The sequence below is a fragment of the Aquidulcibacter paucihalophilus genome (assembly GCF_002105465.1).
GTDB classification, from domain to species: domain Bacteria; phylum Pseudomonadota; class Alphaproteobacteria; order Caulobacterales; family Aquidulcibacteraceae; genus Aquidulcibacter; species Aquidulcibacter paucihalophilus.
This window is the reverse complement of record NZ_NCSQ01000163.1, coordinates 41,837-56,509: the sequence shown is the minus strand read 5'-3', so window position 1 is coordinate 56,509 and position 14,673 is coordinate 41,837. Positions and strand designations below refer to the sequence as shown.

General features: G+C 55.5%; 14 protein-coding genes. 6 read left to right on the top strand and 8 right to left on the bottom strand.

Features of this window, described 5'->3' with window-relative positions:
* Nucleotides 1-271: 271 nt before the first annotated feature.
* Together B7364_RS12890 and B7364_RS12885 are read left to right on the top strand one after the other, a co-directional pair.
* Complete coding sequence (locus B7364_RS12890) at nt 272-676, top strand: MucR family transcriptional regulator (RefSeq protein WP_085340446.1); 405 nt, start codon at nt 272-274, stop codon at nt 674-676.
* Nucleotides 677-817: 141 nt separating this feature from the next.
* A complete protein-coding gene (locus B7364_RS12885; RefSeq protein ID WP_085340445.1) occupies nt 818-1,282 on the top strand; it encodes a PAS domain-containing protein in 465 nt (154 codons plus the stop codon).
* Here B7364_RS12885 and B7364_RS12880 read toward each other — a convergent pair.
* The 3 genes from B7364_RS12880 to B7364_RS12870 are packed head-to-tail and all read right to left on the bottom strand — an operon-like array spanning nt 1,279 to nt 4,453.
* Entirely contained in the window at nt 1,279-1,893 is a 615-nt protein-coding gene (locus tag B7364_RS12880; protein ID WP_085340444.1) for a CDP-alcohol phosphatidyltransferase family protein, read from the bottom strand. The genes B7364_RS12885 and B7364_RS12880 overlap by 4 nt on opposite strands.
* 2 nt (nt 1,894-1,895) lie before the next feature.
* A complete protein-coding gene (gene uvrC, locus B7364_RS12875) occupies nt 1,896-3,869 on the bottom strand; it encodes an excinuclease ABC subunit UvrC (RefSeq protein ID WP_085340443.1) in 1,974 nt (657 codons plus the stop codon).
* 50 nt (nt 3,870-3,919) lie between these two features.
* A complete protein-coding gene (locus B7364_RS12870) occupies nt 3,920-4,453 on the bottom strand; it encodes a CreA family protein (RefSeq protein ID WP_085340442.1) in 534 nt (177 codons plus the stop codon).
* Nucleotides 4,454-4,697: 244 nt separating this feature from the next.
* Between B7364_RS12870 and B7364_RS12865 the strand changes: the two genes are divergently transcribed.
* From B7364_RS12865 to B7364_RS12855, 3 genes are all read left to right on the top strand, one after another.
* Entirely contained in the window at nt 4,698-6,413 is a 1,716-nt protein-coding gene (locus B7364_RS12865; protein WP_085340441.1) for a class I adenylate-forming enzyme family protein, read from the top strand.
* Between the two features lie 9 nt (nt 6,414-6,422).
* Nucleotides 6,423-6,803 carry a VOC family protein gene (locus B7364_RS12860; protein WP_085340450.1) on the top strand — a complete coding sequence of 127 codons (381 nt, stop codon included), beginning with the start codon at nt 6,423-6,425 and terminating at the stop codon, nt 6,801-6,803.
* 73 nt (nt 6,804-6,876) lie between these two features.
* The gene (locus B7364_RS12855) at nt 6,877-8,115 is read left to right on the top strand and encodes a CCA tRNA nucleotidyltransferase (protein WP_232780907.1); all 1,239 of its coding nucleotides are present in this window, start codon (nt 6,877-6,879) and stop codon (nt 8,113-8,115) included.
* 46 nt (nt 8,116-8,161) lie between these two features.
* Here the strand turns inward: B7364_RS12855 and B7364_RS12850 are convergent, their stop codons facing one another.
* The 3 genes from B7364_RS12850 to B7364_RS12845 form a co-directional block, all read right to left on the bottom strand.
* Nucleotides 8,162-10,186: a TonB-dependent receptor gene (locus B7364_RS12850; RefSeq protein WP_269798781.1), complete on the bottom strand. Its 2,025-nt coding sequence runs from the start codon at nt 10,184-10,186 to the stop codon at nt 8,162-8,164.
* 15 nt (nt 10,187-10,201) lie between these two features.
* On the bottom strand, nt 10,202-10,336 hold the full coding sequence (locus tag B7364_RS18280; RefSeq protein WP_269798780.1) for a hypothetical protein: 135 nt from the start codon (nt 10,334-10,336) through the stop codon (nt 10,202-10,204).
* 314 nt (nt 10,337-10,650) lie between these two features.
* Nucleotides 10,651-11,235: a GNAT family N-acetyltransferase gene (locus tag B7364_RS12845; RefSeq protein ID WP_085340439.1), complete on the bottom strand. Its 585-nt coding sequence runs from the start codon at nt 11,233-11,235 to the stop codon at nt 10,651-10,653.
* 118 nt (nt 11,236-11,353) lie between these two features.
* On the opposite strand from B7364_RS12845, the gene B7364_RS12840 reads away from it, so the two are divergent.
* Nucleotides 11,354-12,649, top strand: a complete 1,296-nt coding sequence (locus tag B7364_RS12840; protein ID WP_085340438.1) for an acyl-CoA dehydrogenase family protein — start codon at nt 11,354-11,356, stop codon at nt 12,647-12,649.
* 83 nt (nt 12,650-12,732) lie between these two features.
* Here B7364_RS12840 and B7364_RS12835 read toward each other — a convergent pair whose 3' ends face one another.
* Together B7364_RS12835 and B7364_RS12830 are read right to left on the bottom strand one after the other, a co-directional pair.
* Nucleotides 12,733-13,557: a flagellin gene (locus B7364_RS12835; RefSeq protein ID WP_085340449.1), complete on the bottom strand. Its 825-nt coding sequence runs from the start codon at nt 13,555-13,557 to the stop codon at nt 12,733-12,735.
* Nucleotides 13,558-13,776: 219 nt separating this feature from the next.
* Nucleotides 13,777-14,601 (bottom strand): flagellin, encoded by an 825-nt coding sequence (locus tag B7364_RS12830; protein WP_085340437.1) that lies wholly within the window; start codon nt 14,599-14,601, stop codon nt 13,777-13,779.
* Nucleotides 14,602-14,673 lie beyond the last annotated feature (72 nt).

Here is a 14,673-nt window from a genome sequence, read left to right as displayed (position 1 = left end):
CGCACGGCTCTGGTTGAAGAGTTTGTCAACATGACCTAAATCAATCTTGAACTACCGTGGGTATCGCGATTTTTTCCGTGGTTTAAGTGCTTGCATTTACATCGGTAAGGTGAAAGAAGTCGGAGGTGGCGGTTTTATCTGCTCCGCGAGAATAAAAATGGTTTTGGCCATGAAGTAGTGGCGCGCCTCCTCTCTGCGCTAGCTGCTCAGGCTAAAACTTATGTTAGGCAGGTCTTTAGGGCGGTGTCTCTAATTTCTGGGGAACTAAGTAATGTCGGAAAACACGGATGCCAGTTTGATTGAGATGACGGTTGAAATCGTTGCAGCCTATGTGGCCGGTAATGAGCTTCCCTCGTCTGAATTGCCTGGTTTGATCTCGACGGTCTATGCGTCGTTGAAGAATACCCATGAGGGTGCGCCTGTCGTGGAGTCCAAGGAATTGGTCCCAGCAGTGCCTGCCAAAAAGTCAGTCTTCCCAGACCATATCGTCTGTTTGGAAGATGGTAAGAAGTTCAAGTCGCTGAAGCGCCACTTGCGTTCTTCTTATGACATGTCGCCAGATGAGTATCGCGCTAAATGGGGGCTGCCAGCAGACTACCCAATGGTGGCACCAAATTATGCTGCGGCACGCTCTGAATTAGCCAAGAAAATTGGCTTGGGACGCGGTCGCCGTTAACTATTTCGAGATCATTTCGCTGCCGAAACAAGTATTCGCAGTGAAAAGATGAAAATATTCTCTTGCTATACATAAAGACTCTTGCGCGATTCGGTGCAAATCACTGATACTAACCTCAACAGGGGGTTAATATCGGTGTCAATGTTCCGAGCTCAATTGCTGCTGGAAGAACAGCGTCGTCTTTTCGACGTCTGGAACAGCGCAGCTGGCTGCTCGCCGATGCCGACGCGCGAGAGTTTTCAACCCCGTGCTTTTGGGCCGCTTCTGCCCTTCATCTCGCTCATTGAAATCAAGTCGTTGGAAGGCCCGCGCGTCCGCGTGGCCGGCAGTGCGCTGCGCGACGTATTTGGCGATGATCCGCGCCTCTGTTTGGTCCAATCAGACTTGCCGGGGTCAGCCGAGACGATCCAGCGCGTCGTGCGCGAACGCAAGCCCTCTTGTGGTGTAGCACCCGCCGAAGTCGGTGTTCATGGGCATTCGGTGCGCTTCTGGATGCGCTTGCCGCTAGGCCATGGTGAAGAAGTTGAGGCCGTGATTGGCCTTGATATAGCCCTTTCTGGAGCCCGCGCGCCCAATTGGGCACTCCAGCGCATGTTGACAGCTTAAACTTTGGCCCCACGGGCAGCTTTGAAATAGGACAAGCCTGTCCAAATCGACATCAACGCACCTAAAACCAATATTGCAAACCCAGCAAAGCCTAGCTCGGACATGCCGGTTGCAAGCCCTGCCAGCAACACACCCATCCCGCCCATAATTACGGCTGTCTTGGACTTTGCGGCAAAGGTCGGCGACAGCGAGATTCCTTTCAGACTTGCCTGCGCCCGTAATCGCGTCACCAAACTGTCTCGGACTGGAATTGCGAACAAAAAGAACACGCCCGCCGCAACCCCCAAGGGGTCTGCTAACGCGTCTTCGATCAAACTACCATGAGGATTATTCTGCATAATCCACCCGACCCAGAGCGCCAGCAAGGTGATGCCCACCAAAATCTTATCCCCCCAGAGATCGAGCTTGCCGCCCAACTCGCTCTTGGCATCCAGCGCGCGTGCCAAATAGCCGTCTAACCAATCGGTCAATGCTGAGACGACAAAAAGCCCAAACGCCCATTCAAGCTCGCGATTGGCCACACCTTTGGAAAGCCCCAACCAGATTAAATAGCCAATCACTGGCGCAAGGGCCAGTCTGCTGATCGAGACGGCATTGGGGAGCCACTTCATCCTTAGGTCCTTTGAAAATAAGCCAAAATTCGAGTTGCCAGTTCTTCATTAACCCCTGGCACTTCCATCAATTCGGATAGACTAGCGCGCGCAACCCCACGGGCAGAGCCAAAGCGCGCCAGAATGGCCTTTTTCCGCATTGGGCCGACGCCTGCAATCTCGTCCAGCGGATTTCTTGAAATGGCGATAGAACGTTTCTGACGGTGTGCCCCGATGGCAAAGCGGTGGGCTTCATCGCGCAAACGCTGCAGATAATAGAGAACAGGGTCCTTGGGCTCTAAGCGGAAAGGTTGACGGCCCGGCAGATGAAAGAATTCGCGCCCGGCATCACGATCCACGCCTTTGGCCATCGAAATCAAAGTGATGTCTTCGTCCAGTCCCAATTCCTTGGCCACTTCTGTCACCACAGCCAATTGCTGCTCTCCGCCATCGATCAACACAATGTCGGGCCAGGCGATGTCTTGTTGGCGGTTTTTTCGCCCACCCTCGTCAATCAGATTGCCTTCCATATCCACACTCGGGGGCAGGTCTTCGGTGTCTGATTGCAAAAGGCGAGCAAAACGGCGGGTGAAGACTTCTCGCATCATGGCAAAATCATCGCCGCCCTTGGAATCCTTGATGGTCCATTTCCGGTACTGGCTCTTCTCAAACCCATCGGGTCCTGCAACGATCATCGCCCCAACGGCATGACTGCCTTGGATGTGGGAATTGTCATAGACTTCGATCCGTTGCGGGGTGGCTGCAAGGCCGAAGACATCGGCTACTCCGTCCAGCAATTTGGTCTGAGTGCTGCTCTCAGCCATCTTGCGGGCCAACGCTTCTCGGGCATTCGAAGTGGCATGGGCCACCGTGTCCCGCTTTTCGCCGCGTTGGGGACAGCGGATCTCAACCTTCATATCCATCCGAAGGCTTAAAGCCTCCTCCAGAAGCTCTGCCTCTGGTAAAACATGGCTGGTCAGGATCAGGCTTGGCGCGGGCTTATCGTCGTAAAACTGTGCTAGGAAGGCGTCGAGGATTTCGGCCTCTGTGGTATCTTTCTCATGTTTTGGGAAATAGGCGCGATTGCCCCAGTTTTGCCCCGCGCGGAAGAAAAAGACCTGGATACAACTCATACCGCCATTGAGGGCCACGCCAAATACATCGGCCTCTTGGAAGCTTTGCGGATTAATGCCCTGTACCGCCCGGATTGAGGCAAGTGCCTTGATACGGTCCCGCAAGCGGGCGGCGCGCTCAAAGTCCAAGCTCTCGGCGGCTTCATGCATGTCATCAGCCAGCCGCTTTTGCAGGTCGACCGACTTGCCACGCAAGAAGGCTGTCGCTTCATCCACCAATTCCCCATAATCGGCTTCACTGATCAGACCGACACACGGGGCAGAGCAGCGCTTGATTTGGTGCAGCATGCAGGGACGCGACCGCCCGTCATAGACGCTATCGGTACACGATCGCAGCAGGAAGGCCTTCTGCAGGGTGGTGAGGCTGGCATTGACGGCCCAGGCACTGGCGAAAGGCCCGAAATAATCCACGTTTTTGGCGCGTGCGCCGCGGTGCTTGGCAATTTGCGGGGCGGCATGATCGCGACGGATGGAGATATAGGGAAAGGACTTGTCATCCCGCATCAAAATGTTGAAGCGAGGCCGCAGTCGCTTGATCAGATTGGCCTCAAGCAGCAGCGCTTCTGTTTCAGTCGCCGTCACCACAAATTCCATCGCCCGCGTGAGATCGATCATGCGTGCGATGCGGTTGGAATGGCCGAGGCCTCGGGCATAGGAGGTTACCCGATTTTTCAGGTTTTTGGCCTTGCCAACATAAAGGACTTCCCCATCTGCGCCGATCATCCGATATACGCCGGGTTTGCCCGGTAAGCGCCGCAAATGATCGCGGATGACTTCAACCCCTTGCAACACGCCCTTTGCCGGGGTGGCTTCCCCGGGGAGGTTGGCTAGATCGGGCAAAGGAGTTGAATCGGCCTTAGACATGGTCTGAGTGAGGTGCACGCGACAGCGCCAGAAGGCAAGGCCCCTTGGCTTTAAGGTTTAGCTTGCGGGGCAGGGGTGGGTGCCGGCGGGGGTGAAGTCGGTGCGGTAAACGTCACGGGCACGACGCTCATCCCCAATTTGGCCGACGCGGCAACCAATTCCCGACTATAGGAAACATAGATGATCGACTGATTAGGCACGTCGACAATCCGGCGCAGCGCAATGCTTTTGAAGAAGAGGCTAGAGCCTTTTGAAAAGACTTCGGCATTCTTTGGCAAGGTCGCCAATGTGGCGGCATCAATCGGGCCTGTTTGATGGCAATCAATGGCTGTGTTGGATGGGTTCTCAAACCAATTGCCTTTACCCAGACGGTCCAAGAGGCTGCGGTCAAACGAACCAAAATAGCAGGTGACTTGCGCCAATTGTGGGTCGCGCAGCGCCGTTACCTTGATCTCATTGCCGGTCAAATCATTGGTGAAGCCACCAACTTGATCATCTTTTGCACCACAGCCTGCGGCCAAAAGTGGCAGGCTGAGCGCCAAGACAAGCCCAATGAGGTGATTTCTGCGGCCTTGGTTTAGCATTGTTTGCTCCTGTGATCGTCAAATGGGGCGACCCTCTTTGTAAAGCTTCATGTGGGGACGCGTGGGGCTATTGTCATCGGCATAGGGCCAAGGTTGCTGTGGCTTCTGCGGATTTAGGATTATTTGGCTGTAATCGACCAACGGGTCGCATGATTTGCCCTTGCTTTGCAGCTTCTGTCGTTGAATACCTGCATTAAACGCCCAAGGAGGCGGCACATAATCCCTTCAGGGAGAGGAAACATCCATGCCATTTCCAGCCATGTCGGTTGCCCAAGCTCATGCCATTTTAACCGGCCCCGGTGGCCCGCTCGAAATTGAGACCAAGAATATCCGCGGACAAGAACTTCGCGTTTATAAAGTTGGTCCGCAGAATTTACGCGACATCTTTGAGATTGGCCGTTCACACGGTGAGCTTGAGTTTTTGATCTATGGGGACGAGCGAATTACCTATCGCGCTCATGCTAATGCGGCTTCGAAACTGGCTCATATTTTGAAGGACACCTATGGCATCCAAAAAGGGGACCGCGTTGCCCTTGTGATGCGTAATCTGCCTGAGTGGCCGGTGGTGTTCTGGGCGAGCGTTATTATTGGCGCCATGATCTGCCCCCTGAATGCCTGGTGGACGGCCGATGAGTTGGAATATGGTTTGCGCGACTCCGGCTCTGTGATCGCGATTGTCGATGTGGAGCGCGCCGACCGCATTGCTGAAAAGCTGCCCAACATCCCAAACCTAAAAGCGCTGATTGTGGCGCGTGGTGGCGATGATCGGCCAGCGGGTGCGGTTGCTTTGGAAGATTTGATTGGTGAAACGGTGTCGTGGGCACGCTTGCCAGAGACCTCTCCGCCGAACGTCGCCTTAGACCCAGAAGACTTATGCACCCTATTCTACACATCCGGCACCACTGGGGCACCCAAAGGGGCCTATGGCACCCACCGCAATGTCATCACCAATCTGATGAATATGATGGTCAATACCGCCCGGCAATTCCTGCGCCGGGGCGAAACCCCGCCTGCGCCTGATCCAAGCTTGCCAAAAAAGGCGGTACTGCTGGCCATTCCCTTCTTTCATGTGACAGGCTGTCATGCCGTTTTGGTGCCCTCGGTCGCCCAAGGGGCAAAGATTGTGATGATGCACCGCTGGGATGCGCTCAAGGGCATCGAATTGATCGAAAGAGAAAAGATCAACAGCTTTGGTGGCGTGCCGGCGATTGCCTGGCAGGTGATTGAGCATCCCCGCCTGAAGGAGTTCGATACCTCAAGTGTGGAGAGCGTGTCCTATGGCGGGGCACCCAGCTCAGCCGAACTGGTGCGCAAAATCGTTGAAACCTTCCCGAAAGTCTCACCCGGTCAGGGCTATGGTCTGACCGAAACCTCCGCTGCCGTCACCAATATCGGCTCAGAGGATTATGAGCTGCGACCCTTGTCCTGCGGACCGGCCCATCCCATCAATGATGTGCGCGTGGTCGGCCCAGATGGTCAGGATGTGCCAGTGGGCGAGGTGGGTGAATTGTGGATCCGCGGCCCCAATGTCATCGTGGGCTATTGGAATAAGCCCGAAGCCACCGAAGCCGCCTTTGGCGGGGGGTGGTTTAAGTCCGGCGATCTGGTGCGCATGGATGAGGAAGGCTTTATCTTCATCGTCGACCGCGCCAAGGACATGATCATTCGTGGTGGCGAAAATGTCTATTGCTCTGAAATTGAAGACATTCTCTATAAGCATCCCGACATTTCCGATGCTGCAATCATCGGTGTACCGCACAAAGTGTTGGGTGAAGAGGTGGGGGCAGTCGTCACTGTGCCGCCTAGCTCCACGTTGACAGCAGAAGAGTTGAAGCGCTGGGTCGGGGCCTCGCTGGCCAGCTTCAAAGTGCCTGCCCATGTACGTATCATGCACGAGCCCCTGTTGCGCAATGCCAACGGCAAAATCCTGAAGCGGGAGCTCAAGGCTCTGTTCGAATAGGAGCCGATGATGACTGATCGCGGTCGTGTTTTGGGTTTGGGCGGGGTCTTTATCAAAAGCCCTGACCCAGACCGGCTAAAGGCTTGGTACCGCGATGTGCTTGGCTTTGCTCTTGATGAGTATGGCGTCAATTTCGCGCTGGCGGCCCAAGAGGGTTATCAAATCTGGAGTCCGTTTAAGACAGATACCACTTATTTTGAGCCTTCCACCCGCGATGTTATGCTCAACTTCCGGGTCGATGATCTCGACGCCCTCATCGTCAGAATACGGGCAGCGGGTGGCGACATGCTGGGTGATGTGCAAGAAGAGCCCTATGGCAAGTTTGCTTGGCTGGTCGATCCCGACGGGACTAAAATCGAATTGTGGCAGCAGACGGACGACTTTGCGTGACAATTAACCTACGCCAAACAGGAGTTGGGATGACAGAGGACGCATTCAGCCCTATCTGCGCAGCATGACTGAGATGAGCCTCGCCAACCATGCCTTGGTACGCAACCCAGACGCGCAAGCTGTCCTTGCCGCCCTTAATGCCGTCCGCGCCGATGGCGCGCGCTTGGTTGGGGGCTGTGTGCGCGATGCCGTTTTAGGCAAGTTGGCGCATGATATTGATATTGCGACCCAGCTAGAGCCTGAAGCCGCCATGGCAGCTCTGAAAGCAGCCGGGATCAAAGTGGTGCCAACGGGTTTGGTCCATGGGACCGTCACCGCCATTCCCGCGGGCAAGCCTGTCGAGGTTACCACCCTTCGCACCGATATAGCCACCGATGGCCGCCATGCCGAAGTGGCTTTTACCGATGATTGGCTGGCCGACGCCCAGCGGCGCGACCTGACGATGAATGCGCTATACTGCGATGTGCAGGGCCGTGTCTTTGATCCAATGGGCTCGGGTATTGCCGATGCGAAGGCAGGCCATGTCCGCTTTGTGGGCGAGGCGGCAAAGCGCGTCACCGAGGATTATCTGCGTATCCTGCGGTTTTTCCGCTTTCATGCCTTCTATGGCAAAGGCACCCCAGACCCCCTCGCTTTGGCAGCGTGTGCCGCACATCGCGACGGCATCGCAAAATTGTCGGTTGAGCGGGTTTGGATGGAACTTAAGCGCTTGCTGACGGCCCCAGATCCCCGCGTGGTTTTGACTGCCATGGCGCAGACGGGTGTCTTGGCGGCCACCTTGCCCGAAGCGGAAGGCCTTGAAGCGCTGCACCATTTGGTCGAGATTGAAAACAGCCTCTTCCTAGAGCCAGACCCACTCCAACGCTTGATGGCTCTTGTGCCGCGTGATCCAACCCGCGTTGCTGGCTTAGTCAGCCGCCTCAAATTGTCGAGTGCGGAAGGCGACCGGCTCGTGGCTTGGGCTGCAGATCAGACGGTCATCCAGTCCTATTTGTCTGCGCGCGAGGTGCGCCGCGCCCTCTATTGGTTGGGGGAACAACTCTATCTGGACCGGGTGCGACTGGCGTGGGCTGAGGATGCCGAGCCCCGCCGCACCAGTCAGTGGCGCGCCATGATCGCGCTGGCGAGCGGCTTTGTCGCCCCGCGCTTCCCCGTCAGTGGCGAGCAGGTACTGGCCGCTGGCGCGCGACCTGGCCCAGCGGTGGGCCAGATTCTGCGCGAGCTCGAGCGTTGGTGGGTCGATCAGGACTTCACCGAGGACGAGATGGGCTTGGTCGAGCGCCTCAAGGCCTTGGTGCAGGCCTTGGGCTGAAACTTGGCTCGGTAACTTGGCTCGACCTTCGTGTTGGTGAGGGGTGTTAGAACTTCACCCCAACATCAATGCCCCACGTGCGCGGTGGTGCGGCATAGGTGGTGAATGAGCCTGCTGAGGCAGCCCGCCAATATTCCTGATCCGACAGATTCTGACCCCACAACGCAACGGAGATGCCATTGTCGAACTCATAGGCGATCCGCGCATTATAGAGTGGGTCAACTTTGGTCAGAGCATTGATCGGGCTATTGGCAACCAGGCTGTAGCTTTCATCCTCGAAGGACACATCGCCGGTGACAATCAGCTTACCGGGGCCAAAGCCACGTGTATAATTGAAGCCAACAAAGCCCTTGTAGTCCGGCGCATTCTTGAGCTTGAGCGCGAGGGCACATGCAACCGTTGGCACACCGCCTGCGCACGGAACACCCGCATTGGTCAAGGCCGAGGCCTGAGGCGGCGTCACAGAGGTGTATTTGGCATCAAGGAAGGCCAGATTGCCGGTAAGCGAGAACCGCTCTGTCAGCCGCCAGAAGGCTTCGAACTCCAGACCCTGAATTTCGGTTTCGGCAACATTGAAGCGGGTAAAGCCAAGGCCTGGAACCGTCGCGCCAATTTGCAGCCCGTCATAGGTATTGAAGAAATAGGTCGCATTGAATTTGAGCGCCTTGTCGAACAATTGCAGCCGTGTCCCGGCTTCAATGGTGCGGACTTCTTCTTCATCAACGCGCAGGAAACAGGCCGTCGCGCTGAAGCAATCTGGCGACCAGCCGCCCGGCTTGAAGCCATTGGCATAGGAGCCATAGACCATCATCGTGTCGTTAATCTGATAATCCAGCCCGATATTATAGCTCGTATTATCAAAGTCTCGGCTGTCGGTGCGCTGGAAAGCCGGATTAGTGGCAAAGGCTGCACCAAGATTGGCCCCGGTGAAGTCCTTGGTTTCCTTGGTCACGCGGACACCCGCCGTGGCAGTTAAGCGATCCGTGGCCTTATACGTGCCATGGAGAAAGCCTGACAGGGACTCAGTCTTCACAGCTACTCGGAATGGGAAGACAAACGTGGTGTTGAGCACCACATCTTCCTCAAACAAATAGGCCCCCGCGACAAAATTCAGCGGGCCGTCAAAGTTCGACGACAGCGTTACTTCCTGACTGAACTGATCCTGATCGGTTTTCTGAAAATAGGGCGAGCCGATACGTGAGCCCAAATCGTCTTTCAGTGTCCGATAGCCGGTTAGGGATTGAAAGGAGAAGCTACCGAGTTTACCATCCAGCGTCAGCGAACCGCCTTCGCTGGTGATTTTGCTGCGGTAATCAGAAAAGCAGCCCAGCGAGGTTGACGCCGCCCCGCACGTCACACCGGGCAGCGGCTCAATCGTGAAGATGTTGTTGTCGCGGTCATTGCCTGGCCGGGCGCTGTCGGGATTAGGATCGCTATTATCCTGTGTGGCATCATAAGCGAAAAGGATTTTCCAATCCTCGTTGAAATCATGGGCAAGGCTGAAGCGCCATGCGCCCATATCCTGTTCACCAACTTTGCGGGCAAAAGCGGCCCGATCGCCGTTTGGGTTCAGGGTGTGGAAACCTTCGCGCCCCTTGTAAATGGCGGTCACGCGGGCAGCAGTGCTGGGCCCCAGCGGTAGGTTCAGCGTTCCGCGCGCTTCAACCCGTTCGAAATTGCCGATGCCAGCCCGCAACTCGCCACCCAATTCTTGATTGGGGCGCTTGGACACCAATTTAATCGCCCCGCCATTTGACGCGCGACCGTACAAAGTTCCTTGTGGTCCGCGCAGGACTTCGATGCGTTCCAGATCGACCACTGAAAAAAGCGAGCCGAGCTGACGGCCCATGTAGATGCCGTCGACATAGATCGCCACAGCCGGATCGACTGCGCCACGCGATTCATCTTCACCAACGCCGCGCAGGAAGATGCGGGCGGAATTGGCCGTCCCCGTCCCCGTTGCGATCGAGATATTGGGGACTTGATATTGCAAGTCCAACACATTGCCGACCTGACGCTGTTCGATTTGCAAGCTGGATAAGGCCGAGACAGACGCCGGTACTTGCTGGATATCTTGAGCCCGACGTTACGCCGTGACAATGACGACATCCGACGCCGGCTCATCGGCCGTCGACGCCGTCCCTGATTGGGCCCAAGCATTCCCCGAGATCAGGGTCGCCAAAGTGGCGGCTGTCGCGAGCAAGATCTGTCTGTTCTTCATCAAACCATCCCCTGTTTTCTGTCACAATCACAACCAGGCTCATGCGCTGGTCTGGCGACTAACAATCTGCGCAACTTAAGTGGCGCAAGCCCAGAATCGAGAATGATATATCTTTTAAACAGAAGCAAGCTGAAATCCGTGACGACTGCGGAAAACGGCGATGATAGGGCATGAATGCACCCACCAGTAACAGTCCATGCTCAAACCCCGGGCAACATCAGCCAACGGAGGTTTTCGCTCGTGTGATCGCACTTGGGTTTGGTTTGGGGTTTGGTTTGGGGTTTGGTTTGGTGGTGAGGTCGCTTGGGGGCGACCTAATTGCCCAGTCGATTTAACCGTTCTTGCAGGCCCGTTTTGACGTGAGGCCATTCGTCGCGCAGGATGGAGAACCAGGCGGTGTCGCGCCAGTGCCCGTCGGGCAACAGAAGGTGGCGGCGGAAAACACCTTCAAACGCGGCACCCAGCTTCAAAATGGCTGCGCGCGAGCGGGCGTTGCGCGCATCAGTCTTCAGTTCCACCCGTTCAGCGCCGCACGCAAAAGCGTTTTCCAACAAGGCAAGTTTGCAAGCTGGATTGACCTGAGTGCCATGGACGTTTGCCACATACCACGTGCCGCCAATCTCGACGCCCTTATGCTCTGGCCGGATCGCGAGATAACAAGTCTGGCCAACAAGACGGCCATCTGACAGGCGAACGGTATGTAGAATCCAGCGACCGGCGGCTTGCTCGTTCAGCATCCAGTCAAAGTTTTCATCCCATTTGTCGGCAGCCATCGTGCGTGGCCAGTAGCGGAATAAGGCTGGGTCTAAAGCGGCGACGCGTAGCGGTTCCCGGTCTGATTCCACCAAAGGGGTTAGCGACACGTCGTAGAGGCTGGCGGTAACAGGGTTAAGTTGCATGCCACGCTGTTTATGCCGCAGCAATATCCACTTCAAGTCTCATGCTTTCGATTGCCCTCCCGCCAGCACAGGGCTAGGTTAGGGGGAACGTAGAAGAACACGAAACAGGGAGCAGGATATGATTTTCGAACATTCAGAACAAACCAAGCATTGGGTCGCACGTGTTGAGGCCTTTATGGAAGAGCATATTATCCCAGCGATCCCTGTGTATCAAAAGCAGGATGCTGAGGGCGAGCGCTGGAAGGTCATTCCTATTGTTGAAGAGCTAAAGGCAAAAGCTAAAGCGGCTGGCTTGTGGAATATGTTCATGCCGCCTAGCCATGGTGCAGCCCATGTTGACGACACGTTCGAATTTGAAGGCCCCGGCCTGTCGAATGTGACCTATGCCGCGATTGCCGAAATCTTGGGTCGCGTTGGTTTTGCCTCAGAAGTCTTCAATTGCTCAGCACCAGACACAGGCAATATGGAAGTGTTGATGCGCTATGGTACGTTGGCTCAAAAGGAAAAATGGCTCCGCCCTTTGATGAATGGCGAAATCCGTTCGGCCTTTTTGATGACCGAGCCAGCAGTGGCCTCCTCTGATGCGACCAATATCCAGACGTCGATCGTGCGCGATGGCGACGAATATGTGATTAATGGCACGAAATGGTGGAGCTCGGGCGTCGGTGATCCACGCTGCAAAGTCGCCATTGTGATGGGCAAAACTGACCCCAGCGCCAAGTCCTATACCCAGCAAAGCCAGATCCTCATGCCATTGGATGCGAAGGGCGTGACCTTGGTGCGTCCGCTGCACGTCTTTGGGTATGACGACGCGCCCCATGGCCATTTTGAAGTGAAGATGGAAAATGTGCGGGTGCCTGCTGAAAATCTGATCTTGCGCGAAGGCGCAGGCTTTGAGATTGCGCAAGGGCGCTTAGGCCCAGGCCGTATCCACCATTGCATGCGCACGATTGGTGTTGCTGAAGTCGCACTGGAAAAAATGTGTAAGCGCTTGGTCACCCGCGTTGCATTTGGCAAAACGGTTGCGGAACATTCGATCTGGGAACAACGTATCGCGCGCGCCCGGATTGATCTGGAAATGACGCGCCTGCTCTGTCTCAAAGCCGCCTATATGATGGATACTGTCGGCAATAAGGTTGCCCGCGCCGAAATCGCGATGATCAAAGTCCAAGCGCCAAATATGGCCCTTCAGATCATTGATGATGCGATCCAAGCCCATGGCGGTGGCGGGGTTAGCCAAGACTTTGGCCTTGCCCAAGCCTATGCCCACCAGCGCACGCTGCGTTTGGCTGATGGTCCCGATGAAGTGCACAATCGCACCATTGCCCGCTTAGAGCTTGGCCGTCATGCCGGCACTGCGATGAAGGAAAAGGCTGAAGCCGAAGCTGCGCTGCACGTGCCTGGTATTCGCTAAGCCACTTTTTGCCAAATACAAAAAAGGCCCGGACGGTAACGTCCGGGCCAAAGTATCGAATGGGTTTTCTATAATCTCTTCTCTTAGCGGAAGAGTGAAAGGGCAGACTGAGCAGAACTGTTTGCAATCGACAGTGCCTGAATGCCCAATTGTTGCTTGACCTGAAGCGATTGCAGTTTCGCGCTCTCTTTGCTGAGGTCGGCATCGGTGATGGCTCCAATCCCGGTATTCAGGGCATCGGACAGCTTTGAGACAAAGGTGCGATGGACTTCAAAGCGCTTGGCACCCGCGCCCCAAGTGGCCAGTTGCGTACCAAGGTTGGTGATCGATGCGTTTACAAGGCCCAAGGTGGCTGTCGCATTGGTCGCGGTATCGACTGCCGAGGTCGCCGTCACAGTGACCGTCGCGCCCCCCAGCGACAAGTTCGCACCGGCAACCGTGATGTTGTTGCCGCCACTGGCATCGCCCAATGAAACTGCGGATGCTGGCGAGGCGCCTACAAGGTTCGCGCCGTCAAAGGAAGCATTGGCGATCACATTGGTGATTTGGTCTCGTAACTGAATGAAGTCCGCGTTCAATGCGGCTTGAGAGCCAACCGAAAGTCCAGGTTGGGAAGCGGCGAGGGCTTTGCCTTTCATTTCATTGAGCAATTCCATGATGCTCTCGCCTGCGGCGATGGCGGTATCGAGGATGGCACCTGCCCGATCATTCGATTCCCGTACACGGCTATAGGCCATGACATCAGAGGTCATCTTATTGGCGATAGTCCAGATTGCGCCATTGTCCTTTGCCGATGCAACGCTTTTTCCCGTTGCAATGGCATTTTGCGTGGCCTGCAGATCCCGTTTGGTCGAGGCTAGGTTTTGAATAGCCGCCATAGCCCCGATATTGGTATTGATGCTGATCATTTTGATCCCTTTGCTTTTTGCATTTGGGCGATGTTGTATCGCCATGTCGTTTTGACGAGACCATATTACCCATGGGTTATAAATCTTTAGTTACTCGCAGTAACAATCTGCATCCGCCGCCGGCTCGGGGTGCCAAACAGGCTTGCAACAGACAAAAGGCTCGGAAAGCAAATGCTGCCATCCGAGCCTTAAATATCTGATTAAATTTTAGTTTTTAGACTAGCGAAACAAGCCCAAAGCATATTGGGTTGTTGAGTTGGCTATCGAAAGCGCTTGGATGCCCAATTGCTTCTTCACTTGCAAGGATTGCAGCTTGGCGCTTTCAGCAGACAAGTCTGCATCAACCAAAGAGCCAATACCCGTGTTCAGCGCATCTTGCAGCTTGCCGACAAATTGGCGGTGAACTTCTAGCCGCTTTGCCCCCGCGCCCCAGGTTGCCAATTGGGTCCCCAAGGCGGTGATGGAAGCATTGACCAAACCAAGTGCAGTGCTGGCATTGGCGGCGGTGTCAACCGAAGTTCCTGTTGCCACACTCACCACAGGGCCGCCCAAGCTCAGGTTCGCCCCTGCAATGGTAATCCCGTTGCCTCCAGACGAATCCCCCAAACCGATAGCGCTGTCTGGGGTTGCGCCCACCATATTGGTGCCATCAAAGGAAGCATTGGCAACCACCGTGGCGATTTGATCACGCAATTGGTTAAAGTCGGCAGTCAGTGCGGCTTGCGACCCAGCAGACAGGCCTGTTTGGGTGGCAGCCAAAGCCTTGGCCTTCATCTCATTGAGCAATTCCATTATTCCTTCACCGGCGGCAATGGCGGTGTCGAGAATGGCCGTGGCGCGATCATTAGATTCCCGCACCCGGCTATAGGATTGCACATAGGTCGACATTTTATTGGCAATCACCCACACCGCGCCATTGTCACGGACATTGGCGATCTTCTTGCCGGTTGAGATGGCCGATTGGGTTTGCTGTAACTCTGACCCGGTGCGGTTGAGGTTCTGAATGGCGGCCATGGCAGCCAGATTGGTGTTGACACTGATCATTGTGATCTCCTTGCATTTAGCAATTGATTTGACTTCAAGTCACGCGTTGCTGAAACGGGCGCTATGGCCCTG